This is a genomic window from Tardiphaga sp. OK245 (assembly GCF_900108575.1).
Lineage (GTDB): Bacteria > Pseudomonadota > Alphaproteobacteria > Rhizobiales > Xanthobacteraceae > Tardiphaga > Tardiphaga robiniae.
In genome coordinates, this window is record NZ_FNWZ01000001.1 from 720,901 (window position 1) to 745,229 (window position 24,329).

A 24,329-nucleotide genomic window follows, 5' to 3' on the forward strand; every position below is an offset into this window, starting at 1 on the left:
CTGCCATTCAGCCTGCCATACAGCCTATGGCAGGCTGAATTTTTGCCGGAATCGGATGCGGAGGGGCTCATTGGCCGGCCAGATGCTCGGATTTTGCCCGAGAACGGTCTAGATTGACCTGCAGGACTAGCCCCGCTCAGGACATGCCCATGAATCTCGCCGAACTCAACAAAATCGCCCGCGCCATGACCGCGCCGGGCAAGGGCTTGCTTGCCGCAGATGAATCGTCAGGCACGATCAAGAAGCGCTTCGATGCGATCAGCGTCGAGTCGACCGAGGACAGCCGCCGCGATTATCGTGAAATGCTGTTTCGCTCGCGCGAGGCGATGAGCAGCTACATTTCCGGCGTGATCCTCTACGACGAGACCATCTGGCAAAACGCCAAGGATGGCACGCCGCTGGTGCGGCTTATCGAGGAAGCCGGCGCCATTCCCGGCATCAAGGTCGATGAGGGCACGCAGGCCTTGCCGAACTGTCCCGGTGAGCTCGTCACAGCGGGCCTAGACAAGCTCGCCGAGCGTCTTGCCAAATATTACGCGCGCGGCGCGCGCTTCGCAAAGTGGCGCGCGGTGATCGATATCGGTGCCGGGATTCCCTCGATGACCGCAATCTCGGTCAACGCGCACGCGCTCGCCCGCTATGCAGCGCTATGCCAGGCCGCACAGATCGTCCCGATCGTCGAGCCCGAAGTGCTGATGGACGGCGATCACGACATCGACCGCTGCGTCGAGGTGACGCAACGCGTGCTCAACAAGACGTTCCAGGAATTGCGAGTCCAGCGGGTCGCGCTGGAAGGCATGATCCTGAAGCCGAACATGGCCGTCTCGGGCAAGAAGTCGAAGACACAGGCTGGTGTGGCTGAAGTGGCCGAGAAGACCGTGCGCATGCTGAAGAACTGCGTGCCCGCATCGGTGCCCGGCATCGCATTCCTCTCCGGCGGCCAATCTGACGAAGATGCGACCGCGCATCTCGACGCCATGAACAGGATCGGCAGCCTGCCCTGGCCACTGACATTCTCCTATGGCCGCGCGCTCCAGGCAGCGCCGCAAAAGGCATGGTCCGGCAAAGCCAACAATGTGCCCGCCGGTCAGCAGGCCTTCACCCATCGTGCACACATGAATTCACTCGCCAGCAAGGGCGAGTGGACGACTGATCAAGAACAGAAGGCGCTATAATCTTGGCTTCCAAACCCGTCCCGCCACCGCCGATGCCGCGCCTCTATCTCGCGACTCCCGTCGTCGAGGATCCGTCAGCGCTGGCCGCGAACCTGCCTACTCTTCTTGAGAAAGCAGATGTCGCTGCCGTCCTGGTGCGACTGGCGACGACCGACCAGCGCACCATGATCACGCGCATCAAGGCGCTGGCGCCTGTCATCCAGACCAACGGCGCCGCGATGCTGGTCGAAGGCAATGTCGAGCTCGTCGCACGCGGCGGCGCCGATGGCGCGCATCTGCCCGGTCTCGCTCCCCTGCAGGATGCACTCCCCTCGCTGAAGCCTGATCGCATTGCAGGCTGCGGCGGATTGTCGACGCGCCATAATGCGATGGCAGCGGGCGAGGCCGGTGCCGATTACGTGCTATTCGGCGAACCCGACCCGAACGGCCAGCGCCCATCGGCTGACGCCATTGTCGAGCGCCTTCAGTGGTGGGCCGAATTGTTCGAACCGCCTTGCGTAGGCTTCGCCACAACGCTCGATGAGGCCAGGGAATTCGCAGCTGCCGGCGCTGACTTCGTGCTGGTCGGCGACATCATCTGGAACGACGCGCGCGGTGCTGCTGCAGCCTTGATGGACGCAGAGAAGGCAATCCAGCAGGGATACGCGACGCTCGTCTCGGGGCAGTCCAAGGTCGAACAGGAATAACGCCGGAATGAAAATTCTGCGTTCCCTCACTGTAATTGCCGGCTGCCTGACCTGGGCAGCCAGCGCGACCGCGCAGATTTCGCTGACACCGCCGGGGGCGCAAACGCCACCACCGGCTGCAAGCAAGGCAGCGCCAAAAAAGGCGCCGGCACCGGCGAAAGCGCCGACAGCCGCGAAGAAAGCTCCTACGCCGCCTCCTGAAAAGTCCGCGCAGCCTGCAGAAGCTGCACCAACCGACCCCAATGCCGATCTGGTCTATGGCGCCTATCAACGCGGCCAGTACAAGACCGCTTTCGACCTCGCCAGCAAGCGCGCGCAGGAGAACAACGATCCGAAGGCGATGACCATGCTTGGCGAACTCTATGCCAATGCATTGGGCGTCAAACGCGATTATGCGAAAGCTGCAGAATGGTATCAGCGCGCGTCGGAACGCGGCGACCGCGAGGCCATGTTCGCGCTGGCGATGCTGCGACTGTCGGATCGCGGCAATGTCGGCAAACGCGATGAGGCCGTGAAGCTGCTGGCATCCTCCGCCAAGCTCGGCAATCCCAAGGCCGCCTACAATCTGGCGCTGCTCTATCTCGACGGACAGACGCTGCCGCAGGACGTCAAGCGTTCGGCCGAATTGCTCCGCGTCGCCGCCGATGCCGGTAACCCCGAAGCGCAATACGCGCTGGCGACGTTCTACAAGGAAGGCACCGGCGTCGAGAAAAGCATCGACAAGGCGGTTCGCCTGCTCCAGGCGGCATCCCTGGCCGACAATGTCGACGCCGAGGTCGAATATGCCATTGCGCTCTATAACGGCACGGGAACCCCCAAGAACGAGGCTGCGGCCATCGCCTTGCTCCGCAAAGCCTCCAAACAGAACAGCCCGATCGCCCAGAACCGCCTCGCCCGGGTACTGGCGCTCCGCACCAATACAGATGACCGGCTGGAAGGTCTGAAATGGCACATCGTCGCCAAAACCGCCGGAAAGGGCGACCTGATGCTCGACGAGCTTCTGGCCCAGGCTACCCCCGAGGAAAAGACCAAGGCCCAGGAAGCCGCCAAGAAGTGGCTGGGCACGACCCAGAAATGACCCCTGTAGCGATCTTGCCTTGACGAGATGCCGCCCGCAGGGCACCCATCGCCTCAGCAACCCCCAATCAGACCTGCCGTCAGGTCGTCGTGAGACGAACGCATGATCAATTCAGCCCTTATGAACGTGATGGTGAAAGCCGCGCGCCGCGCCGGCCGTAGCCTGAAGCGCGACCTCGGCGAGATCGAGAACCTGCAGGTCTCCATGAAGGGCCCCGCAAATTTCGTCAGCCTCGCCGACAAGCGGGCCGAAGAGATGCTCTATACGGACCTCAACAAGGCCCGCCCGGGCTATGGCTTCCTCGGTGAGGAGGGTGGCAACCGCGAGGGTACTGACAAGAGCCACACCTGGATCGTCGACCCGCTCGATGGCACCACCAACTTCCTGCACGGCATCCCGCAATTCGCAGTCTCGATCGGTCTGGCGCGCGAAGGTCAGGTGATTGCCGGCCTGATCTACAATCCGGCCAATGACGAGCTCTATATGGCCGAGAAGGGCTCGGGCGCGTTCCTCAACGACACCCGCCTGCGCGTCGCCGGCCGCAAGCAGCTCAACGAATGCGTCATCGCCTGCGGCCTCCCGCATATCGGCCGCGGCGACTTCGAATTGTCACGCAACGAAATGGCCGCGTTGCAGCCAAAGGTCGCGGGCCTGCGCCGCTTCGGCGCGGCCTCGCTCGATCTGGCTTTCGTGGCAGCCGGTCGCCTCGATGGCTATTGGGAGCGCAACCTGCAGCCTTGGGACGTCGCTGCGGGCCTGATCCTGATCAAGGAAGCCGGCGGCACTGTCGGCGATATCAATGGCGGTGATGTGCTGACGACCGGCAACGTCGTTGCCGGCAACGAGTTCGTCCACGACGCTCTGACGAAGATCCTGCGGCCGCTGACAAAGTAAGATTGATCGCTCGAATAGAAAAAGCCCGGATGGCGTTGCGCCATCCGGGCTTTTTGTTTGATTACCTTAGCTGTGCGACACGGACGGCGATGCGGTCGGCCCGTCCTGCTTTGCCTCTTCCGTCTTCGGCGCCTTGTCCGGCGAGAACAGCCGCTGCACCGACACGAAGAACACCGGCACCATCAGCAGCGCCAGGATCACAACCGCGATCATGCCGCCGGTCACCGACGTACCAAGCGCCTGCTGGCTGGCACCGCCGGCGCCCGATGCGACGACCATCGGCAACACACCGCAGATAAAGGCGAGACCGGTCATCACGATCGGGCGGAAGCGCAGGAAACAGGCCTCCATCGTGGCATCCACCAGCGACTTGCCCTGCGCGCGCAGGTCCTTGGCGAATTCGATAATCAGAATCGCATTCTTGGCCGCGAGACCGATGATCGTAATCAGACCGACCGTGAAGTACACGTCGTTCGGCAGGCCGCGCAAATTCGCCGCCAGTACGGCGCCAACGATGCCGAGCGGCACCGTCATCAGCACGGCCACCGGGATCGTCCAGCTCTCATAAAGCGCTGCGAGCACCAGGAACACCACCAGCGCCGACAGCGCGAGCAGGAACGGCGCCTGCGAGCCCGATAGCTTCTCCTGCAGCGACTGGCCGGTCCACTCGAAGCCGAAACCGCGCGGCAACAGGCCGGACAGACGCTCCATCTCCTTGATGGCGTCGCCGGACGTGAAGCCGGGCCGTGCTTCGCCGGAAATTCGAACTGCCGGATAGAAGTTGAAGCCGGCGATCTGGGTCGGACCCTTTGCCCATTCCACTGTGGCAAATGACGAGAATGGCACCAGTTGTCCGCGGCTGTTCTTGACATTGTAGTTCAGGATGTCGGCCGCGTTCATCCGGTTGGCGGCCTCGGACTGCACCACGACGCGCTGCATGCGGCCGCGGTTCGGGAAGTCGTTGATGTAGTTCGAGCCGAGATTGGTCGAGATCGTGCTGTTGATATCCTCGAAGGTGACGCCGAAGGCGCCTGCCTTTTCGCGGTCGATCATCAGATTGACCAATGGCGCTGGTGGCAGACCTTCGACGAACACCTTCTGCAACACCGGGCTGGCATTGGCGTCAGCAATCAGCTTGTCGGATGCAGCATTAAGCGCGACGAACCCCTTCTGACCGCGGTCCTGGAGGCGGAAGCTGAAGCCTGAAGAGTTGCCGAGGTTATCGATCGGCGGCGGCTGCAAAGCGGAGATCTTGGCGTCGCGGATCGACGACAATTCCCGATTGATATCGTTGACAAGCGCCGCGGCGGAATCGCCGGGTGGGCGTTCAGCCCAGTCCTTCAGAGTGATAAAGGCCTGCGCGGTGTTCATGCCCTGCCCGAGGAAGCTGAAGCCGGTGAGGAACACGACGCTCTCGATGCCGGAACGTTTCTTCAGATATTCCTCGACCTTTTCGATAGCGCTTTCAGTGCGGGCAAACGACGAGTCCGACGGCGTCTGCACGTCAGTGGTGATGAAGCCCTGATCGTCGATCGGCAGAAAGCCGCCGGGCATCCGCATGAAGCCCCAGGTCAGTCCCATCAGCAACGCGACATAGACGATCAGCAAGCGTCCGGTGCGCTGGATCGACCAGCCCACTGTCCTTGAATAGCCATCGCGGGTGGCGTCGAGCTTGCGATTGAACCAGCCGAACACGCCCTTCTTGGCATGGCCGTGTCCTTCCTTGATCGGCTTCAGGAAGGTTGCGCAAAGCGCCGGGGTCAGCGACAGCGCCAGCAGCGCGGAGAACGCGATCGAGGCAACCATGGTGACCGAGAACTGGCGATAGATGATGCCCACCGAGCCGGGGAAGAACGCCATCGGCACGAACACGCCGATCATCACCAGCGTGACACCGATGATGGCGCCGGAGATCTGGCCCATCGCCTTCTTGGTGGCTTCCTTCGGCGGAAGCCCCTCCTCGCTCATGATGCGCTCGACGTTCTCGACCACGACGATGGCATCGTCAACGAGGATGCCGACAGCCAGCACCATGCCGAACATGGTCAGCATGTTGATCGAATAGCCGGCCAACAACAGCATCGTGCAGGTGCCGAGCAGCGCGATGGGCACGACGATGGTCGGGATCAGCGTGTAGCGGAAATTCTGCAGGAAGATGAACATCACGATGAAGACGAGGACAACCGCCTCGATCAGCGTCATCACCACCTTCATGATCGATGCTTTGACCACCGGCGTGACGTTGTACGGAATGTCATAGGCAATGTTTGCAGGAAAGAAGTTCGACAGCTCCTTCATCTTGGCTTCGATCGCGGAGGCTGTCGCCAGCGCGTTGCCCTTCGGGGACATCAGCACCGACAGGCCGGCCGTCGGCTGGCCGTTCAGGCGCGTGGTGAACTGGTAGCTGAGGCCGCCGATCTCGATCCGGGCGACGTCGCGCAGCCGCACGGTCGAGCCATCGGAATTGGCGCGTAGCACAATGGCGCCGAATTCTTCCGGCGTGGAGAGCTGGCCTTTGACGAGCACCAGTGACGACGTCTTGGTGGTCGCTGTCGACGGCTCGGCACCGACGCTGCCGGAGGCAACCTGGGCGTTCTGTGCGGTGATGGCCTTGTTGACGTCGTCGGAGGTCAGATTGTAGCCAACCAGCTTGGCGGGATCGACCCAGACGCGCAGCGAGCGCTCGGTGGAATACAGCGAGGCACGGCCGACGCCCGGAATACGACGAATTTCACCGAGGATGTTACGGATCATGAAGTCGCCGAGGCCGACTTCATCCAGGCTGTTATCGGTGGAGCGCAGCGTGATGATGTTCAGCACCGCGGCAGAGGCTTCCTCGACCAGGATGCCCTGCTGGATCACGGCACGCGGCAGACGCGCTTCCACGCGCTTCAGGCGGTTCTGCACCTCGACCGACGCCTGGCTGGTATCGGTGCCGGGCTGAAAGTTCGCGATGATTTCGACGGCACCCAGCGAATCGCTCGTCGATTCGAAGTTCAGGATGCCCGCAGCGCCGTTGAGCTCCTCTTCAATCAGCCGCGTCACGCTGTTGTAGAGATTCTCTGGCGACGCGCCCGGATAGCTCGTCGAGATCGAAATCGATGGCGGCGCGATGATCGGATACTGCGCAATCGGCAGCTGCGGAATCGCGATAGCGCCGAAAAGACAAATGAAAAGCGCGACGACCCAGGCAAAAATCGGCCTGTCGATGAAAAAACTAGCCATTTTGAATTACTCAGGGACGAGCTTGAGTGGTTTTCTGCCCCTCGGGCGGCAGACCCGCAGTGGCATTCGCATCAGTCCAGGCGGTCGCCTTGACCTTGTCGCCTGCAGCAAATTTCTGGAAGCCCTCGACCACGACGCGCTCGCCGCCCTTCAGGCCTTCAGTCACGAACCACTGACCGTCCTGCACGGCACCCGTTCGTACCATCTGGACCGCAACATGACCGTCATCCTTGACGACGAATACTTCGGCGCCGCCGCCGCCATTGCGCTGCACTGCCTGCTGCGGAACGGCAATGGCGTCGGTGTCGATGCCCTGCTCGATCTGCACGCGGACATACATGCCCGGTAACAGCTCACGCTTCGGGTTCGGAAACTCGCCGCGCAGCGTTACCTGACCCGTGAAGGTGTCGACCTTGGCTTCGGAGAACAGCAGCTTGCCCGGCAGCGAATAGAGCGTGCCGTCGTCAAGCATCAGTCTCACCTTGGCCGCGCCAGGCGCGATCCGCTCGAGATCGCCGGTCTCGAAAGAGCGGCGCAAGTTATTCAATTCGGACACCGACTGCGTGAAATCGGCATAGATCGGATCGAGCTGCTGAATGGTGGCGAGATTCGTATTGTCGTTCTGCGCAAGCAGCGCACCTTCGGTCACCAGAGCGGCTCCGACAATGCCGTCGATCGGCGCGCGGATGGTTGCATAGTCCAGATTGAGGCGCGCACGCGCGACGTCGGCTTTCTTGGATGCAATCTCGGCTTCAGCCTGACGCTGCGCACCGACTGCTTTCTCGGCTTCCGCTTCGGAGACTGCTTTCTGCAGTGCAAGACCCGACACGCGCTTGGCCTGCATCGACGCGAGGTCATAGGCAGCTTCCGCCTTGTGAAGCGACGCCTTTGCGGACTGCAATTCCACCTCGAACGGCTTCGGATCGATGCGATACAGCGTGTCACCCGCCTTCACCTCGGTGCCCTGATGAAACGCGCGCTCGATGATAATGCCCGACACACGCGAGCGCACATCGGCAACGCGCGTCGGCGCGATACGTCCGGGCAATTCGCGAACCAGCGCACGTCGCTGTTGCGTGACGGAAATGATGCTGACTTCAGGCTCGCTCACCTGCGGCGGCGCTGACGCCACCGCGTCCTTGGGTTCGTTGCATCCTGCGAGCACGGGCGCTAGTCCCGCCAGCAGAAGCGCGAAGCCTGCAGAGCGTGCGTTCAACATCGTCATTTACTTTGATATCCCAAGTTGCGAATTCGAACATGCATCAACGGATACGCCGGACCTCTGTGGTCTTCATGCGCGTAGCCGGATTTATCGAACTTCTTTGATAGCCTAGAATAAAAACCGCGGTGCTGCGGCGCAATACATATCGAGGCGGCGCATTGCCACACGGTCTATCGCATTGAACTCACAAAGGCTTTCGAGGCTCACGCGAACGTGAATCGGATGGAACCGGCACATGTTTAGTTAACGGCGGCCATTCGATAGTGACTCACGCCCCCACTTGCTTCCATCCACATAGACAAACAACCCCGCGGTCACAGAAAGCCAGCGGCCGGCGCCGCATCCATATGCAGAGTTGCGTTCATGGACCAGACGTAGGATGCGCTCAATCTCGCCGCGATGGCGATCGAAATTGTCCAGCCAGTCATTCGCCATGCGTGCGTAGCGCGTGCCGCTCCAGCGCCAGCCATGACTGCACGTGTCATCAGCTCGCGCCAGTTCATCATGTGTCATCATATGCTCGAACATCTCGATCAGCGTCGGGAAGAGCCATTGCGAGATTTCAGCGCCGCCCCCGGAACCGGCCATGGCGCACTGCATGCGCCGACAATGCCGAGCGAGAAGGTCCAGATCGGATCGCGCAGCCGAAGTTGCCGGAGCGCTGCTGCGCCACCCATGCACGTGACATCAGAACCGAGAGCGAGACCGCAATTGTCACCAGCGCCTGCAAGTATAGAAGCGCCATGCAGGGCCCGTAAACGGCTCAACAAAAAGGTCTTTTCTAAATACGCGGCAGATCGCGCCGGGTCTCAACTGGAAGTTCCCGGTGACATCGCTGATTCCGGCGGTATCCGATCTTTTTTTGTCGCGGGGCTGTGCCATATTGCGCGTCGAACCTTTCCTCGCATGCAGATGATCAGCACATGGCGCCTGGCTCCTCCTCCCGCTCCGCGATGGAAATCGAACTGACCAAGCTCTCATCGCCCCGGATCTTCCTGGTCCGAATGCTGGTGTTTCTGGTGCTCTGCGGTCTGATCATGACCGTGCTCTACAAGCAGATCGTTCTCGCTTTCTTTGCCAATCCCGGGCTCAACGCGCTGATCGGCGCGGTATTGGCGATCGGCATTATCCTGTCGTTCCGGCAGGTCATCCGGCTCTATCCGGAAGTCTCGTGGGTCAACAGCTTTCGGATTTCCGATCCTGGCCTCGCGCTGGACCGACGCCCGACCCTGCTGGCGCCGATGGCTGCGATCCTCGGCGGCGAACGTACCGGCCGTATGACCATCTCGCAGCAGACCATGCGGCATCTGCTCGATTCGATCGCGACGCGCCTTGACGAATCCCGCGACATCTCGCGCTATATGACCGGCCTCCTCGTATTTCTCGGGCTGCTCGGCACCTTCTGGGGCCTGATCGAGACCGTTGGCTCCGTCGGCAAGGTGATCGAAGGCCTCAAGGTCGGCGGCGATGCCGGCTCGCTGTTCGACACGCTGAAGGAAGGCCTCGCCGCGCCACTCGCCGGCATGGGCATCTCGTTCTCGTCATCGCTGTTCGGCCTCGCCGGCTCACTGATCCTCGGCTTCCTCGACCTGCAATCCAGCCAGGCGCAGAACCGGTTCTATACGGATCTGGAAGACTGGCTCGCCTCCACCGTGAAGGAATATTCCGGCGAGACAGCCCCCGTTACCTCATCTGGCACCCCGGCCGAGTTACAGGATGCCATCGAGCGCCTGCGTCGCTCCATCGAGGACGGCAACAACAACCGTGGCACCACGACCGCCATGGCCAATCTCGCCGATGCGATCCAGAGCCTTGTGGCGCATATGCGCAGCGAGCAGGAGATGATCCGCGAATGGGCCGATGGCCAGGGCGAACAGAGCCGCGAGATCAAGAAGCTGCTGGAACACATCGCTCGCCAACCTGAGAAGAACTGATCCATGGCATTGGCACGCAATCGCCGCGGCTCTTCCGAATTCAACTACTGGCCGGGCTTCGTCGATGCGTTGTCGACGCTGGTGCTCGCAATCGTCTTCCTGCTGTCGATCTTCCTCGTCGTGCAATTCTATCTGTCGCAAGAAGTCACCGGCAAGGACAAGGCGCTGGAGCAACTCACCGCCAAACTGGCTCAGCTGAACGATCTGCTGTCGCTGGAGAAGCTCGGCAAACTCAATCTGGACGAGCAGCTATCTCAGATGCGCGCCGGGCTGTCCGCTGCGGAATCCGAGCGCGACCGGATCAAGGGCCTGTATGACGGCCTCGCCGGTGCGGGCTCCGATGCCGCAGGCCGCAACACCGAGCTCAACAAGGCGCTGGATTCCGAGAAGCAGCTTTCGGCCCGCGCGCTGGCGCAGGTCGAGGTGCTGAACCAGCAAATCTCGGCGCTGCGCCGCCAGCTCGCGGCACTCGAAGAAGCACTGGAAGCGTCCGAGAAACGAGACAAGGAATCGCAGGGACGTATCGTCGATCTCGGCCAGCGCCTCAACGTCGCGCTCGCGCAGCGCGTTCAGGAGCTGTCGCGCTATCGCTCCGAATTCTTCGGACGCCTGCGCGCCATTCTCGGCAACCGCCCTGACATTCGCGTTGTTGGCGATCGCTTCGTGTTTCAGTCCGAAGTATTCTTCGATGTCGGCCAAGCGGCTTTGCTTCCCGAAGGCCGTGCCGAACTGGACAAGGTCGCAAGCGCTCTGATTGAGCTCGACAAGCAAATCCCCGCCGAAATCGCCTGGGTGATGCGCGTCGACGGCCATACCGACTCGCGGCCGATCCTCAACAGCCCGCTGTTCAAGTCGAACTGGGAATTGTCGTCGGCGCGTGCGATCTCGGTCGTGCAATATCTGATCTCGCTCGGCGTCCCCGCACAACGCCTCGTCGCCGCCGGCTTCGCCGAAAACCAGCCGCTGGATACGGCCCAGACCGAGGAAGCCTACAAGCGCAACCGCCGCATCGAACTCAAGCTCACCGAGCGCTGAGGACATGCCCGAGGCACTCCAGCTGCGGTCCTATCGCGAGAGCGATGAAGACTCATCTATAGCCCTGTGGCTGGAGACATGGCGACAGGCCTATCCCTCGATCAATTTCGACGCCCGCGTCGACTGGTGGCGCGAGCGATGGCGCACCGAACTGGTACCCGTAGCGCAGATCGTGGTCGCCGAGCAAAACGGTGCGATGGTCGGCTTCGTCACCATCGACGGCACGGGTTATCTCGACCAACTGGTGGTCAGCCCTGCTCAATGGGGATCCGATGTCAGCCGCGCGCTGGTCGATGAAACCAAACGACTATCGCCCACCGGCGTGACGCTGAAGGTCAATGCCGACAATATCCGCGCAATCAAATTCTATATGCGTAACGGCTTCGTCAAAACCGGCGATGAAGTGAACACGTCAGGCCGTGCCGTCGACCTGATGGAATGGAAGCCGTAGCAAGCCTCCCATCGTCGACACTCACACCCCGAACTGCAGCCGCGCCAATCGTGCATAAAGCCCGTTCGCCGCGACCAGTGAGGCGTGCGTGCCCTGCTCGACGATGCGGCCATGATCCATGACGAGGATGCGATCGCAAGACAGCACGGTGGCGAGCCGATGGGCGATCACCAGCGTGGTGCGGTGCTTCATCAGCTCTTCCAGTGCGGTCTGCACCAGCGTCTCGGATTCGGCATCGAGTGCAGACGTTGCTTCATCGAGCAGCAGCAACGGTGCGTCGCGAAGGATGGCGCGTGCGATGGCGATGCGCTGACGCTGGCCGCCCGAGAGCGTGACGCCCCGTTCGCCGAGTTGCGCCTCGAATCCATCAGGCAGGCGGCGGATGAATTCGGTGGCATGCGCCAGTGATGCCGCGTGCTCGACTTCAGCGTCCGTCGCATCGGGACGACCGAAGCGGATGTTCTCGCGGGCGGTTGCTGCAAACACGACGGAGTCTTGCGGCACCAGTGCGATGCGCTTGCGCAATTCGCGCGGATCGGCGTCGCGGATCGGCACGCCATCGACCGAAATGGCGCCGCCCTTGGGATCGTAAAAGCGCAGCAGCAAATGAAACAGCGTGCTCTTGCCAGCGCCGGACGGGCCGACGATGGCGACCTTTTCGCCAGCCTTCACCGACAGCGACACGCCAGCGGCCGACAGGATGTCCGGCCGGGTCGGATAGGCAAAGGAGACATTGTCGAACACGACGTCGCCGCGTGCGGGCTGCGGCAATGCCCGCGGCGATGCCGGGGCCACCACGGCGGACTTCACGTTGAGGATTTCGAACAGTCGTTCCGCCGCGCCCGACGCCGCCGAAATCTCGCCCCAGACTTCGCTGAGCTGGCCGAGGCTGGAGGCCGCGAAGGCCGCATAGAGCACGAACTGGCCGAGCCGGCCCGGTGTCAGTGCGCCCGTCAGCACGTCATGCGAGCCGACCCAGAGAATGCCCACGACGCTGGAGAACACGATGAAGATGATAACCGCAGTCAGCACAGCGCGCGCGCGCGTAGAGCCGCGCGCGGCGTCATAGGCCTGCTCGACCTCCTTGCCGAAGCGCGCATTCGCCAACTGCTCGTTGGTATAGGCCTGCACGGTACGGATCGAACCGACGAGTTCGCCGGCATAGGCCGAGGCTTCCGCCAGCGTATCCTGCGCGTTGCGCGACAGACGCCGCACCCAGCGCCCGAACGCCACCAGCGGGATCACGATCAGCGGGATCGCCGCGAGCACGAAGCCGGAGAGCTTCGGGCTAGAAACGACCATCATGGCTGCCGCGCCGAGAAACAGCACAAGGTTGCGCAACGCGATGGATACGGACGCGCCGACCGCTGACTTGATCTGCGTGGTATCGGCCGTGAGCCGCGACACCAGTTCGCCGGAGCGCGACGTATCGAAGAACGACGGCGACAGCGCGGTGAGATGCTGGAACACGTCGCGGCGCAGATCGGCGACGATGCGCTCGCCGATGGTCATGACGAGGTAGTAACGGGCCGCGCTGGCCAGCGCGAGCACGACCACCACAGCGATCATGACGCTGAAATAGTTGTTGATCATCGCGATGCCTTCGGGGCTGAAGCCGAAGTCAATCATCCGCCGTGCCGCCACAGGCACGACGAGCGTGGTCACAGCCGCAACGGTCAACGACACCAGCGCCAGCAGGGCCCGACCGCGATACCGCGCCACATAGGGCGCCAACGCCAGGAGCGGCCGCAATTTGGCTCGGCTGGGTGGTACCTGGGGCTCCACAACGGTATCCGCCAGCGACGGCTCCGGAAGCACCGGATCGGGCTGCGGAAGCGTCGGCTTGGCCGCGCGGGGGATCTCAAGCCGTTCGACTGCACTCATGATTTATAACCGTTCTTGTCGTTGCCCTGAGATAGGCCGGAGCGGGCCCCGAGGCAAATGACCTAGGTCAATTGCATGGGCAATGATCCACGACGGGAGTCCTTGTCTCCCGCACGTTCCTGCGATATAGAGCGGCCAAATCCGCCATCGAAATCACAGAGATTCAGGCGCCGGCGCGCCGAAGGAACCGTCATGAAAGCCGAAATTCACCCGGATTATCATAACATTACGGTCGTTATGACCGATGGTACGGAGTATCAGACCCGTTCCACCTGGGGCAAGGAAGGCGACAAGCTGAACCTCGACATCGATCCGAGGTCGCACCCAGCCTGGACGGGTGGCACCACCCAGCTTCTCGACCGCGGTGGCCGCGTGTCGCGCTTCCAGAAGAAGTTCTCGGGCTTCCTCAAGAAGGAAGATTGATCTTCGCAAGGAAGATCGGCCTTTCAGGCTTATCCGATTGCCTTTCAAAACGCCTCTGCAGCCAGCAGGGGCGTTTTTCGTTGCTGGCCGACATTGCCACGGCGGTACCTTAAAACCGCCTCCGTTGCCCTCCCTATAAGGTGCGCCACATCATCTTGCGCGGGGGCGCAACGAGACCATGCCGACCAATACCGGGCACCACCGCAAGAAGCCGCGTCAGGCGCGCTCCGTTGCGACCGTGGGCATCCTCCTGGACGCCGCTGCCCTCGTGCTGGTGGACGAAGGCTACGAACGCGCCACCACCAACAGAATCGCCGAACGCGCCGGCGTCAGCATCGGATCGCTCTATCAGTATTTTCCAAACCGGGACGCGCTGTTCGGGGCCCTCCATGGCCGGACGGAAGCCCAAATGTCAGAAAATATCTGGCAGACCATTTCAGGATTCGAAGGGCTGGATCTGCGTGGATTCGTCCGCTCCGGTCTGAACACCGCGATCAGCCAGCATGCCCGCGTGCTGCCGCTGCTGAAGGTCTTGATGGAGACCGCCTCCGGCCGTCCCCCTGTTCAGTGGCCATTCGACCGCTTTCCGCAACGGCAAGGCCTCTTGCGTGGCATGTTTGACAGCCATGCCGACGAGCTACGCCCTGGCTTCAATCGCGAAGCCGGAAGTTTCTTCATTCCGAGAATGGTCGGCTCGGCACTCGATGCGGCGATCGCATTCCGTCCGGATGCCTTCGCCAATGGCGAGCTGGAACAGGAGCTGGATACGATGTTGTCGTACTATCTGATCGGGGAGCGCTAGAAGCGTGAGCTAGCGTGCGCCGTATTGGCCACGCTGTGCAATCGCACGTGCTATCGCACGCCGACGTCGAACGAATAGGCCACACCGACGCCGTAGGTCACCTGATTGGTGGATCCCCGGAATTTCACCAGCGGACTGTCAGCGATGCTACCAAGCAGCTTGTCGTATTCCACATAGCCGCGTACTTCCCATTGCGGATCGAGCTTGTAGCGCAATTGCGCGCCCGCACCGACCGAACTCGAACCGCCCTTGGCGTCGTAAACCGGCAAACCTGACGCAAGCGCCTCGATATTGTTGACGCTGAAGTAAGTCTCCGCATATTTCGCATCCGTCACCCGGTAGCGTGGGCCGGCAGCAAAGGTCATCCGCTCGTTGATCGGCACAATCACGTCAGCCGAGAAATCCGCGACGATGCCTTCGTGGCCACCGAGACCGCGGCGCAGTTCGGAGCGCAGGCGAAGCCAGTCGAAGGCGTAGTATTCGGCGAAACCACCGAGTTCGACCGCGAAATCGACGTCCCTCAGGCCACGCAGCTCGCTGTGATCGGCGGCCTTGCGCGCTGCTTTATAGTTGCCAACGGGACCGGCGCGAAAGCCGCCCACGTCGATCAGGGCGAAGCTTGCATTGTCGCGCATGCTCTTGAAGCGGGCCGGCGTGCCAGCACGGCGAATCGAGATGATCGGCTTTGGCGCAAGTTCAGAACTCCCGGCGCCTTCATAGGATGGCTGCATCTCGCCGCCGATCCCGACGGTCACGGTCCAGCCACCGGAAGCCGAGGGCACGAAGGGCACCGATGGCAGCATCACCACCGGATCAGCCGCAACCGCGACCGCCGGACAAGCCAACACACCAATGAGACCGAACAGACGAGGAGACAAAGACATCAGATTCCTACTTGGATCGGCGCGGAATTTCGGTGTGGCCGCGCTTCAATGCCACATCGTTGCGGTTGCTCCCGTGCGACATGGAGTCACCGCAACAATGCGAAGATAGCCGGCGCCACCTGTCTTCAAAACTCGCATTGCTCTCGGGCCAACGCTCTGGCTTCCTGTCAGGAAACCCTATGGCAGCAGTACTTTGCGGGAGATGAAGCCCTTCGTGCAGTGGCATCGCTCACATTTGCGGGCAGTTTGGCGGTGATATCTGAAAGAATGGACCGCCAGTGTCTGCGGCATCGCGCCGCACCGCTCACAGCATCTCCGGCTGGCTTACGCCTTCACCGGCGCGTCGCTTCTCCGCGGGATGAACCGCTGCGTGATCCAGTTGCGCCCGGGCATCTCGACGAAGCGATAGCTCACTTCCGCCAGCGCCCAGATGATGGCGAAACAGACCAGCGATGCGGCGATATAGACAACCTCAGTCTGGCCTAAATGCCGCCAGGTCCTGATAGCGAAACTGACGAACAGCGGGTGGATCAGATAGATCGAGTACGAGATGATGCCGAGCCGGTAGACCAGCGCGTTGCCGAACAGCAGTTGCGCCATCCGGCCATCACGCGAGAGCACCGCGACCAGCGGGATGTACAGCAGATACATCAATCGATCGCTGGCATCGGCGAGACCGACCGCGATGATGGCCAGCGGCAGCGCGACCACCAAAATGTCCTGCACGCCCGCCGACAGGCGGTCGACCACATCCCCAAAGCGAAAAATCGCGAGGCCCAGCGTGAAGCCTCCCACCGCGCGCAGCAGCGGATAGAGCGAATTGCCGTTGACCACATCGAGCGGTCCGCCCGACCCGCGGCCGCTGATGCTGACGGCATAGATGCCGAGCAACGCCACGATCACGGAGAGACCCGCGATCCACTTGCTGCCGCGCTGAGTGAAGGGCATCAGGATCGGCAGTAGCAAATAGGAGCCCATTTCGGCGCTCGCCGCCCAGGCCACGCCGATGATCGGAAAAATATAGAAACCCCAGCCGGTCATCATCAGCAGGTTGCCGGTCCAGTCCCAAGCCGAATACATCTCCAGCTTCTCGCCGGACAGACCAGCCGCGATCTTGGCGACATAGAACAGGCCAATGATGAAATAGGCCGGGTACAGCCGCGCGACCCGCTTCAGCATGAAATGCGCAAAGGCCTTGCCGGTGAGATGCAGGAACGCGTCGCGATAGGTCAGCGCCATCACATAGCCTGACAGCATGAAGAACAGGTCGACGAGCAAATAGCCGTAGGGAATGCGGAAGAATGAGCCCGTGCCACCGGTTGCGAGCTGCACGTCACCGAAATGATACACGACGATGACAGCGGCTGCGACGCCGCGCACCCCGGTCAATGCCCTGATATCGTCTGCCATCGCAAATGCCCCCGCTGCGCCTAGCTCATGTTTAGCGCATGAGCGGCGAGCGAGGAACAGCGTTCAGGAATGTGAGGGACGCGCGATCAGCGTTCGAACGCAGCCTTCAGGCGATTGAGCTGCGGCACCAGCGGATTGCCGATCGGCGCATGCGTGGTGGTCGCGGCATGGATCGAGATGTCGAGGCGACGAACCTTGGTCTGCAGCACCATCGAACGCGTGATCAGGATCTGCAGCTGCTCGGGCAGCTTGAGCAGCATTTCTTCCGGACTCGGATCGGCGGCGCTGAGCTTGACCTTGGTCTTTTCACGATTGGCCTGGGTCAACGTCATCTCGCCTTCCTTCACCGCACGGTGCAGCAGCAGCCATGAGGCAAGCTGCATGAGGCGGGTGGTGAGGCGCATGCTTTCGGTGGCGTAAGTCAGGCTGACAGAGCGATCCAGTGCCTTGGCCTCGCTACGGCCGACGCCGTCGAGATAGGCCGCGGTCTCTTCGACCAGATCCATCCCCTCGCGAAACAAGGCGCCGAAGGCAGCAGAATTGGTCAGCCGCTCGCTAAACTGAACGAGAGCGGGTTCGCTGTGCAAACGATCCGACATAGTTAACGCCTCACGCAAATGGTTTCGCAGCCAGCTCTGAACGGCGGGCTTATGATGAACAAATCATTACGCGTGCGTGCGTGAGAGTCCAGCGGCGTAAAATTAAAGAAGTATTTATGGTTTCCAACGCGATTTAACGATCGCGGACGCCCCGAAAGAAGACATGAGTACCAAAAAAAGAGCCGCCGTTTCCGGCGGCTTTAAAGTTGATAACAGGGAGGCGTCAAACAGAGTGGACAGGAGCCACTCGGTGTCCAAACAAGGACAATTTAAGTAATATGCGAGAAAGCTTAATTGCGCGTAAATACGCAGGCTTTCTTCACGATCCGTTTGCCATGCGCCGCCTCGCAAACTGTATCGGAATGAGACAATGTCGGGATCGCGATTGAGGAAGCGTCGGCGGTATTACACAGGCCTCTCGTCCGTCATTGCGAGCAGAGCGAAGCAATCCAGTTTTCTTCGCGTATGGCTTCTGGATTGCCGCGTTGCTTCGCTAAGAGGAAAGCTGCAGGACAGCTTTCCTTCACCTCTCAATGACAGAGAGCCGGGAGAGCGCCGTTCAATAGCCCGTCACGATTTGAAAAAGCGATCCGCCGCATCGCGCGTCGCGCGCTTCAAGGTCATGCTCGATTGCAGCCGCGCTATCTCGCCATTGAGCAGCGCGATCCGCTCGGCGAGTTCCTCGACCGATAGCAGCGAGAGGTCCTGCCCGACCTCATGGCTGACCTTCTTCTTCGGTTTGTCGTCGTCGTCGATCGCCATTTGGGGCCCTCCCCGTCTCAAATTCGAATATGCAACGGATGTTGCCAGCGTTGATCCGGCTGTTTAATCAGATGGCCAGCCGACATCCCGTACGCCGCAAGGACAAATCATGGAAAAGCTGCCCACGCAAATGACCGTCGTTGGTATCAGCAAACCGGGCGGCCCCGAGGTGCTGATTCCCGAAACGCGCCCCGTTCCAAAGCCGGGTCCCGGCGAAATCCTGGTGAAGGTCGCAGCCGCCGGTGTGAACCGTCCGGACGTCGCACAGCGCTCCGGCGCCTATCCGCCGCCGCCTGGCGCCAGCGATCTGCCCGGCCTCGAAATCTCCGGTGAAGTCGTCGCCCTCGGCGAAGGCGCCACCAAACACAAGCTCGGTGACAAGGTGATGTCGCTGGTCGCCGGCGGCGGCTACGCGCAATATTGCATCGCGCAGGATGCGCAGGCGATGACGGTCCCCGAAGGCTTCTCGATGACCGAGGCCGGCGCCACCGCTGAAACCCTGATGACCGTCTGGCACAACGTGTTCGAACGTGGCGGCTTGCAGCCCGGCGAAACCGTGCTGATCCATGGCGGCTCCTCGGGCATCGGCACCATGGCGATCCAGCTCGCCAAGGCGCTAGGTTCCAAGGTGATCGTCACCGTCGGCTCCCAAGACAAGGTCGATGCCTGCCTCAAGCTCGGCGCCGATCACGCCATCAACTACAAGACCGAGGACTTCGTCGAACGCGTCAAGGAAATCACCAAGACCGGCGTCGAGCTGATCCTCGACATGGTGGGCGCGGATTATGTGGAGAAAAACTTCGATGCCGCCGCAGTCGATGGCCGCATCGTGCAGATTGCGGTGCTGAACGGCCCGAAGGCCACCATCAACGCCGCCAAGATCATGGTGAAGCGGCTGCACTATACCGGCTCGACTCTGCGCCCCCGCACCAATGCCGACAAGGCCGCCATGGTCAGGGCAATCGAGGCCAATGTCCTGCCGCTGCTCAAGTCTGGCAAGGTTAAGCCCCTGATGGACAGCACTTTCCCGCTGGAAAAGGCTGCGGACGCGCACAAACGCATGGAAACCAGCGCACATATTGGCAAAATTGTGTTGGTCGTTTAGGGCTGGAGAACAGCCGGAAACCCTTTGATTTATCTCGCTTTCATGTCATTTATCGCGCGTCGGGAAATGGCCCTGCTTCTGCGTGACGCAGGGTCGATGTTTTGTTGATCGCGGAGAATGACATTGCGTTTGATCAGGTGGCTCGCGCCGCTCGCGCTCGGCCTGATGATTGTTGTTGCCGCAGCACCGGCACAGGCTGTTGACGCTGTCAGCGTCCGCGGTGACGCGCCTGCGATCGATCTCACCGGCATCCTCGAATATCAGCATAGCGACACCGACCGCATCCAGGTCTCCACCGCACCCGGCACCGACGGCATCGTTCGCCGCATCGAGGTGCGTGGCCGCGAAGCCGGTCAGAACTGGGTGGTGTTCGCGCTCGCCAACAACACCGACGATCAGCTCGATCGTCTGATCGTCGCGCCGCATTATCGCATCGTGTCGTCCGGCCTCTTGTGGCCCGATCTTGGCCTCTCGCGCATTGCGACGATCACGCCGTCGACCGGCGACCGTCCGGAACGTCAGGATAGCGCCACCGCAGATATCTTCCGCGTCACCCTCGATCCCGGTGCCGTCATCACCTTCGTCGCCGAACTGCGCACCAACAAGCTGCCGCAGCTCTATCTGTGGGAGCCGGAAGCCTACAAGGACAAGGTCAACTCCTTCACACTGTACCAAGGCATCGTCATCGGCATCTCGGGCCTCTTGGCGCTGGTGCTGACGATCCTGTTCGTCGTGAAGGGCAGCATCATGTTCCCGGCCGCCGCGGCGCTGGCCTGGGCCGTGCTGGTCTATATCGGCGTCGACTTCGGCTTCTGGGGCAAGGTGCTCGACATGTCCCAGGGCGCCGAGCGCGTCTGGCGCGCCTCGGGGGAAGCGATACTGGCGGCGACGCTGCTGGTGTTTCTCTTCGCCTATCTCAATCTCAGTCGATGGCACGTGCGCTACTCGCACATCACGCTCGGCTGGCTGGCCTTCCTCGGTTCTCTTGTCGGTCTCGCGCTGTTCGATCCTGCCGTCGCCTCGGGCATCGCGCGCATCTCGCTGGTGCTGATCGCCTTCGCCGGCTTCGCGCTGATCGTCTATCTCTCCACCCATGGCTTCGACCGCGCGGTGTTACTGATCCCGACCTGGTTCCTGCTCGTGGTCTGGGTTGTTGCCGCGGGCATGACCGTCGCCGGCAGCGTCACCAATGACATCGTCGGCCCGGCGCTGCTCGGCGGGCTCGTGCTGATCGTGATGCTGATCGGCTTCACCGTCATGCAGCACGCCTTCGCGGGCGGCGGCGCCACCAATGGCATCGTGTCGGACGTCGAGCGCCGCGCGCTGGCGCTGACCGGCTCCGGCGACCTGATCTGGGACTGGGACGTCTCCGCCGACAAAGTGTTCACCTCGCCCGAGACCGAAGCACTGCTCGGCCTCAAACGCGGCACGCTGGAAGGCCCCGCGGCAAGCTGGCTCGAAGTGCTCCACCCGCTCGATCAGGATCGCTTCCGGGCGGCGCTGGACAGCGTGCTCGACCAGCGTCGTGGCCGCCTCGTGCAGGACTTTCGCCTGCGCACCCCCGACGGTCACTTCATGTGGTTTGCGCTGAAGGCGCGTCCGGTGGTCGGCTCCGACGGCGAAGTGTCACGCGTGGTCGGCACCCTCACCGACGTCACCGAGATGAAGAATGCCGAAGAACGCATGCTGCACGACTCGGTGCACGACAATCTCACCGGTCTGCCGAACCGCAAGCTGTTCATTGACCGCCTCAACGCCGTCGCGAATTTCTCCAAGACTGTGCCGACCATGCGGCCAACCATCATGGTGATCGATCTCGATCGCTTCAAACAGGTCAACGATTCCGTTGGCATCGCCGTCGGCGACTCGATCCTTCTGACGCTGGCCCGCCGCCTCACCCGCATCCTCAAGCCGCAGGACACCCTGGCCCGCCTCGCCGGCGATCAGTTCGGCCTGATCCTGATGTCCGAACAAGACGCGGCCAAGATCACCGCCTTCGCCGAAACCATCCGCAAGACCATCCGTGCCCCGATTGCCTTCAACGACCGCGAAATTTTCCTGACGGCATCGATAGGCTTGGCGCTTTCTGATCCAGCTGTGCCGCTGACCGACGAGCTCATCAAGGACGCCGAGCTCGCGATGTATCATTCGAAGCGGATCGGTGGCGACCGTATCGACGTCTACAAACCGGCAATGCGCGCCCGCAAAACGGATCGCCTGACGCTCGAATCCGAACTGCGCCGCGCCATCGAGCGCCAGGAAATCACCATCCTGTATCAGCCCATCGTACGGCTGGAAGATCGCTCCATCGCCGGTTTCGAGGCGCTGGCGCGTTGGGACCATCCCAAGCTCGGCCGCATGTCGCCGTCGGAATTCATCGCGATCGCGGAAGAGATCGGCCTGATCATCGATCTCGGCATGTTCGTGATGGACCAGACGGCACGCCAGCTCGCGATCTGGCAGCGCGCGATGCGCTCACGCGAACCGATCTTCGCCAGCGTCAACGTGTCCTCGCGGCAGCTGCTGCGCCACGACCTCCTGCATGACATCCGCACCGTGCTGTCACGCTCGTCAGTCGCGCGTGGCACGTTGAAGCTCGAACTCACGGAATCGCTGGTGATGGAAAATCCGGAACATGCAGCGCAGATGCTGCACCGGATCCGCGAACTCGGTACGGGCCTTTCGCTCGACGATTTCGGCACTGGCCACTCGTCGCTATCCTATCTGCAGCGCTTCCCGTTCGACACGCTGAAGATCGACCAGTCCTTCGTTCGCACCACCTCGCGCGGCACCCGCCCGGTGATCCTCAAATCCATCATCGCGATGGCCCACGATCTCGGCATGGACGTCGTCGCTGAAGGCGTCGAGACAGATTCGGATGCGGTGGAGATGTATCAGCTCGGCTGCGAATACGCCCAGGGCTTTGCCTTTGGCGAGCCGATGGATGCGGATGCGGCGATGCGCATGCTAACGGAAGAGCGATTGGAAGCGGCGAGCTGATTCGAGCCGGATACCACTCGTAAACCATACCTGCGCACCTGCGACCTCTTGCCCTCTGCAAGGAGAGATTGCGCGATTCACATTTAGCAATTCGGCAAGATTCACTTGGTAGGCAAGCTCCATATTCATTTGTGGTTGCATCGCTCATCGTGACGTCAATTTCCACCCATGAACTGCCATTTCTGGCGGACGCCGCGGCTGCGGCCCCACGTCCTCACGACCGGTTTCGGCCGTTTTTTGTTGTGGCGGGCGCGATGGCGATCGGCGCGGTCTATGCCGGATGGGCTGGCGAGGATGCCAATTGGGATTGGCAGAATTATCACGAATACAACGTCTGGGCATTGCTCAATGGCCGTTACGATCACGATGTAATCCCACCGGGCTTCCAGACCCACTTCAACCCTATCATCTACTTCCCCTGGTACTATCTCCGTCACGCGCTGCCGCCGGCTATTGCCGGGATGACCATGGGCGCGGTGCATGGGCTCAACCTCGCGCTGGTCTATTGGCTGTCACGGATCGTGCTCGGGCACGCAGCCAACGCGATGACTATTGTCGCTGCGTTGCTGCTGGCTGCGCTGGGGCCGATGACGCTGTCGGAAGTCGGCACCAGTTTTTCCGACATTCTCACTGCGATCCCAATTATCGCCGGGCTGGCGCTGATGCTGGCGGCCGATGAGCCGCGACCAATACGTTACATCGTCGCCGGAATTTTGGTCGGCCTCGCGCTCGGCTTCAAACTCACCAACATCGTCTTCGCAATTGGCCTGGCGGGCGCCGCACTTGCCGCGACACGCCCTCTGGTGGCCGTGACCTGCCTCGCCATCGGCGGCGCGATCGGCACGATCATGACGGGCGGCGTCTGGAGCCTGATGCTGTGGCGTGAATTCGGCAATCCGTTCTTTCCGCTGTTAAATAGTCTGTTTCCCTCGCCGGAAATGCGAGAAATTACGCTGCTCGATCGGCAGTTCATTCCGAAGGGAATTCTGGATGGCCTAGCCTATCCATTTCATTGGCTCGTCGGAAATTTCCGCAGCTCGGAGCTACCGTTTCGCGACGCACGCTTTGCGATGCTATGCGTGTTGCTTCCGATCGCCTTCATTGCTCAAATGAAGCATGCGCGCGCTATTTTTTCGAGGCGCGACTTGCAGCTCCTGATCTTCTTTGTCACGTCTTATGCGGTCTGGCTGATTTTGTTCTCGATCCAGCGCTATGCCGTCGCGCTGGAATTGCTGACCGGGCCACTAATCGTGTTGTTGCTGGTACGCATCGTCAAGGCATTTCGCTCGACCATCCCCACGCATCCTGTCAGCCAATACGCAAGCCGCTCGATCTTCATCATTGCAGCGATCACCGCTGCGTGGTCGCAGCCAACCGACTGGTGGCGACGACCATGGTCAAATCCATACGCGCCAATGATTTCATCGCGGCTTTCACAGCCCGCGACCTATCTGTTACTCGACAAGCCGCTGGCTTTCGTCGCACCACTCCTGCCTGCTGGATCCCGCTTCTACACGATTGCCGATCTCGCTTTGCCGATCCTGCCTGCCGGCAAATACGATAATCGTATCCGAGCGGGTTTGAAGGAGCCGTTGCCCGGCGGCGTGTGGGAGATGCACATCAAAGGTCGGCCGTTCCGTGCAGAAGCACTGGCTGCCTATGACCTGATGATCGATGCGTCGCAGCCCTGTGTGGAGATCGAAGGTGCCCAACTGGGCTCCACCAACGTGGCGTGTCCGTTGCGCTCCACCGGCTCCTGA

At 61.6% G+C, this 24,329-nt stretch carries 20 protein-coding genes; 12 read left to right on the plus strand and 8 right to left on the minus strand.

Features of this window, described 5'->3' with window-relative positions; genetic code table 11:
* Positions 1–149 precede the first annotated feature (149 nt).
* From BLW80_RS03270 to BLW80_RS03285, 4 genes are all read left to right on the plus strand, one after another.
* Positions 150–1,175: a class I fructose-bisphosphate aldolase gene (locus BLW80_RS03270; RefSeq protein WP_089265393.1), complete on the plus strand. Its 1,026-nt coding sequence runs from the start codon at positions 150–152 to the stop codon at positions 1,173–1,175.
* A 2-nt stretch (positions 1,176–1,177) separates the two neighbouring features.
* Positions 1,178–1,861 (plus strand): thiamine phosphate synthase, encoded by a 684-nt coding sequence (locus BLW80_RS03275; protein ID WP_093756800.1) that lies wholly within the window; start codon positions 1,178–1,180, stop codon positions 1,859–1,861.
* A gap of 7 nt (positions 1,862–1,868) precedes the next feature.
* Positions 1,869–2,939, plus strand: a complete 1,071-nt coding sequence (locus tag BLW80_RS03280) for a tetratricopeptide repeat protein (protein ID WP_093756801.1) — start codon at positions 1,869–1,871, stop codon at positions 2,937–2,939.
* A 102-nt stretch (positions 2,940–3,041) separates the two neighbouring features.
* Positions 3,042–3,833 carry an inositol monophosphatase family protein gene (locus BLW80_RS03285; RefSeq protein ID WP_093756802.1) on the plus strand — a complete coding sequence of 264 codons (792 nt, stop codon included), beginning with the start codon at positions 3,042–3,044 and terminating at the stop codon, positions 3,831–3,833.
* Positions 3,834–3,899: 66 nt separating this feature from the next.
* On the opposite strand, the gene BLW80_RS03290 is transcribed toward BLW80_RS03285, so the two are convergent.
* The 3 genes from BLW80_RS03290 to BLW80_RS03300 form a co-directional block, all read right to left on the minus strand.
* On the minus strand, positions 3,900–7,058 hold the full coding sequence (locus tag BLW80_RS03290; protein WP_093756803.1) for a multidrug efflux RND transporter permease subunit: 3,159 nt from the start codon (positions 7,056–7,058) through the stop codon (positions 3,900–3,902).
* Positions 7,059–7,068: 10 nt separating this feature from the next.
* Positions 7,069–8,283 (minus strand): efflux RND transporter periplasmic adaptor subunit, encoded by a 1,215-nt coding sequence (locus BLW80_RS03295; RefSeq protein ID WP_089265398.1) that lies wholly within the window; start codon positions 8,281–8,283, stop codon positions 7,069–7,071.
* Between the two features lie 240 nt (positions 8,284–8,523).
* Complete coding sequence (locus BLW80_RS03300) at positions 8,524–8,868, minus strand: hypothetical protein (RefSeq protein WP_093756804.1); 345 nt, start codon at positions 8,866–8,868, stop codon at positions 8,524–8,526.
* Between the two features lie 335 nt (positions 8,869–9,203).
* Here BLW80_RS03300 and BLW80_RS03305 point away from each other — a divergent pair, with 335 nt between their 5' ends.
* From BLW80_RS03305 to BLW80_RS03315, 3 genes are read left to right on the plus strand one after another with little or no spacing between them, the layout of a single operon-like run.
* Positions 9,204–10,214 (plus strand): flagellar motor protein MotA, encoded by a 1,011-nt coding sequence (locus BLW80_RS03305; protein ID WP_089265399.1) that lies wholly within the window; start codon positions 9,204–9,206, stop codon positions 10,212–10,214.
* A gap of 3 nt (positions 10,215–10,217) precedes the next feature.
* On the plus strand, positions 10,218–11,249 hold the full coding sequence (locus BLW80_RS03310) for a peptidoglycan -binding protein (RefSeq protein ID WP_089265400.1): 1,032 nt from the start codon (positions 10,218–10,220) through the stop codon (positions 11,247–11,249).
* 4 nt (positions 11,250–11,253) lie between these two features.
* Positions 11,254–11,700 (plus strand): GNAT family N-acetyltransferase, encoded by a 447-nt coding sequence (locus BLW80_RS03315; protein ID WP_093756805.1) that lies wholly within the window; start codon positions 11,254–11,256, stop codon positions 11,698–11,700.
* Between the two features lie 21 nt (positions 11,701–11,721).
* Here BLW80_RS03315 and BLW80_RS03320 read toward each other — a convergent pair whose 3' ends face one another.
* Positions 11,722–13,584, minus strand: a complete 1,863-nt coding sequence (locus tag BLW80_RS03320) for an ABC transporter ATP-binding protein/permease (RefSeq protein ID WP_093756806.1) — start codon at positions 13,582–13,584, stop codon at positions 11,722–11,724.
* A gap of 192 nt (positions 13,585–13,776) precedes the next feature.
* Between BLW80_RS03320 and rpmE the strand changes: the two genes are divergently transcribed.
* On the plus strand, positions 13,777–14,007 hold the full coding sequence (gene rpmE / locus BLW80_RS03325; protein WP_089265403.1) for a 50S ribosomal protein L31: 231 nt from the start codon (positions 13,777–13,779) through the stop codon (positions 14,005–14,007).
* 238 nt (positions 14,008–14,245) lie between these two features.
* On the plus strand, positions 14,246–14,809 hold the full coding sequence (locus BLW80_RS03330) for a TetR/AcrR family transcriptional regulator (RefSeq protein ID WP_244527928.1): 564 nt from the start codon (positions 14,246–14,248) through the stop codon (positions 14,807–14,809).
* 50 nt (positions 14,810–14,859) lie between these two features.
* Here the strand turns inward: BLW80_RS03330 and BLW80_RS03335 are convergent, their stop codons facing one another.
* The 4 genes from BLW80_RS03335 to BLW80_RS03350 form a co-directional block, all read right to left on the minus strand.
* Positions 14,860–15,693 carry a MipA/OmpV family protein gene (locus tag BLW80_RS03335; protein WP_089265405.1) on the minus strand — a complete coding sequence of 278 codons (834 nt, stop codon included), beginning with the start codon at positions 15,691–15,693 and terminating at the stop codon, positions 14,860–14,862.
* Positions 15,694–16,017: 324 nt separating this feature from the next.
* Entirely contained in the window at positions 16,018–17,103 is a 1,086-nt protein-coding gene (locus BLW80_RS03340; RefSeq protein ID WP_093756807.1) for an acyltransferase family protein, read from the minus strand.
* A gap of 86 nt (positions 17,104–17,189) precedes the next feature.
* Positions 17,190–17,702: a protease adaptor protein RcdA gene (rcdA, locus tag BLW80_RS03345; RefSeq protein WP_089265407.1), complete on the minus strand. Its 513-nt coding sequence runs from the start codon at positions 17,700–17,702 to the stop codon at positions 17,190–17,192.
* Between the two features lie 570 nt (positions 17,703–18,272).
* Positions 18,273–18,464 (minus strand): DUF1192 domain-containing protein, encoded by a 192-nt coding sequence (locus tag BLW80_RS03350; protein WP_089265408.1) that lies wholly within the window; start codon positions 18,462–18,464, stop codon positions 18,273–18,275.
* A 109-nt stretch (positions 18,465–18,573) separates the two neighbouring features.
* On the opposite strand from BLW80_RS03350, the gene BLW80_RS03355 reads away from it, so the two are divergent.
* The 3 genes from BLW80_RS03355 (at position 18,574) to BLW80_RS03365 (ending at position 24,329) form a co-directional block, all read left to right on the plus strand.
* Positions 18,574–19,569 carry an NAD(P)H-quinone oxidoreductase gene (locus BLW80_RS03355; protein ID WP_093756808.1) on the plus strand — a complete coding sequence of 332 codons (996 nt, stop codon included), beginning with the start codon at positions 18,574–18,576 and terminating at the stop codon, positions 19,567–19,569.
* A 123-nt stretch (positions 19,570–19,692) separates the two neighbouring features.
* On the plus strand, positions 19,693–22,569 hold the full coding sequence (locus tag BLW80_RS03360; RefSeq protein ID WP_170849563.1) for an EAL domain-containing protein: 2,877 nt from the start codon (positions 19,693–19,695) through the stop codon (positions 22,567–22,569).
* A gap of 149 nt (positions 22,570–22,718) precedes the next feature.
* Positions 22,719–24,329: a glycosyltransferase 87 family protein gene (locus BLW80_RS03365; protein WP_244527932.1), complete on the plus strand. Its 1,611-nt coding sequence runs from the start codon at positions 22,719–22,721 to the stop codon at positions 24,327–24,329.

Excerpts from the sequence above, each read along its gene's own strand:
- BLW80_RS03270 (WP_089265393.1), top strand. The coding sequence starts at position 150 with ATGAATCTCGCCGAACTCAACAAAATCGCCCGCGCCATGACCGCGCCG.
- BLW80_RS03285 (WP_093756802.1), top strand. The coding sequence starts at position 3,042 with ATGATCAATTCAGCCCTTATGAACGTGATGGTGAAAGCCGCGCGCCGC.
- BLW80_RS03295 (WP_089265398.1), bottom strand. The coding sequence starts at position 8,283 with ATGACGATGTTGAACGCACGCTCTGCAGGCTTCGCGCTTCTGCTGGCG.
- BLW80_RS03280 (WP_093756801.1), top strand. The coding sequence starts at position 1,869 with ATGAAAATTCTGCGTTCCCTCACTGTAATTGCCGGCTGCCTGACCTGG.
- BLW80_RS03355 (WP_093756808.1), top strand. The coding sequence starts at position 18,574 with ATGGAAAAGCTGCCCACGCAAATGACCGTCGTTGGTATCAGCAAACCG.
- BLW80_RS03290 (WP_093756803.1), bottom strand. The coding sequence starts at position 7,058 with ATGGCTAGTTTTTTCATCGACAGGCCGATTTTTGCCTGGGTCGTCGCG.
- BLW80_RS03310 (WP_089265400.1), top strand. The coding sequence starts at position 10,218 with ATGGCATTGGCACGCAATCGCCGCGGCTCTTCCGAATTCAACTACTGG.
- BLW80_RS03315 (WP_093756805.1), top strand. The coding sequence starts at position 11,254 with ATGCCCGAGGCACTCCAGCTGCGGTCCTATCGCGAGAGCGATGAAGAC.
- BLW80_RS03350 (WP_089265408.1), bottom strand. The coding sequence starts at position 18,464 with ATGGCGATCGACGACGACGACAAACCGAAGAAGAAGGTCAGCCATGAG.
- BLW80_RS03320 (WP_093756806.1), bottom strand. The coding sequence starts at position 13,584 with ATGAGTGCAGTCGAACGGCTTGAGATCCCCCGCGCGGCCAAGCCGACG.
- rcdA (WP_089265407.1), bottom strand. The coding sequence starts at position 17,702 with ATGTCGGATCGTTTGCACAGCGAACCCGCTCTCGTTCAGTTTAGCGAG.
- rpmE (WP_089265403.1), top strand. The coding sequence starts at position 13,777 with ATGAAAGCCGAAATTCACCCGGATTATCATAACATTACGGTCGTTATG.
- BLW80_RS03340 (WP_093756807.1), bottom strand. The coding sequence starts at position 17,103 with ATGGCAGACGATATCAGGGCATTGACCGGGGTGCGCGGCGTCGCAGCC.
- BLW80_RS03300 (WP_093756804.1), bottom strand. The coding sequence starts at position 8,868 with ATGGCCGGTTCCGGGGGCGGCGCTGAAATCTCGCAATGGCTCTTCCCG.
- BLW80_RS03305 (WP_089265399.1), top strand. The coding sequence starts at position 9,204 with ATGGCGCCTGGCTCCTCCTCCCGCTCCGCGATGGAAATCGAACTGACC.
- BLW80_RS03335 (WP_089265405.1), bottom strand. The coding sequence starts at position 15,693 with ATGTCTTTGTCTCCTCGTCTGTTCGGTCTCATTGGTGTGTTGGCTTGT.